The 501-nt window shown below is 53.3% G+C and carries 1 protein-coding gene; it reads left to right on the top strand.

Annotated features, from left to right (window positions below; translation table 11 throughout):
• Window positions 1-68 precede the first annotated feature (68 nt).
• Window positions 69-389: a transposase gene (locus tag ACRCJM_RS12005; RefSeq protein ID WP_431465090.1), complete on the top strand. Its 321-nt coding sequence runs from the start codon at window positions 69-71 to the stop codon at window positions 387-389.
• The last annotated feature ends 112 nt before the right edge of the window (window positions 390-501 follow it).

Raw genomic sequence — 501 nt, 5'->3', positions numbered from 1 at the left:
TATGTACTGGGTTTAGTTCCGACCCCGTACATTGGAAACAAACAAAAAAGAGCAAAGGAACTTCACCCATGCCCACCAAATACCCCCAAGAACTCAAAACAAGAGCCCTACGCCTACTGGCCGACCACCTCGAAAACAACCCCGACACAGGCATCTACACCGCCTGCCGAAACATCGGAGAACGCCTCGGCATCGGCCCTGAAACCTTACGAAAATGGCACAAACAAGCCGAAATCGATGCTGGTAACACCCCCGGCACCACCACTGATATGGCAGCCGAAAACCGACGCCTGCGCAAAGAAAACGCCGAGCTCAAGCGAACCAACGAGATTCTACGAACAGCATCAGCTTTTTTCGCGGCAGAACTCGACCGTCCAGCCCGATCATGATCCGCTATATCGATAGGTATAGGAACCGTTTCGGGGTTGAGAACATCTGCACCGCACTACAAGAAAACCTCGCTGGTGGTTTCATCACCTCACGCGGCTACCGCGCCGCTAA

The organism is Rothia sp. L_38 (assembly GCF_050689125.1).
Classification (GTDB): Bacteria; Actinomycetota; Actinomycetes; order Actinomycetales; family Micrococcaceae; genus Rothia.
This window is presented reverse-complemented; position numbering and strand designations above follow the sequence as displayed.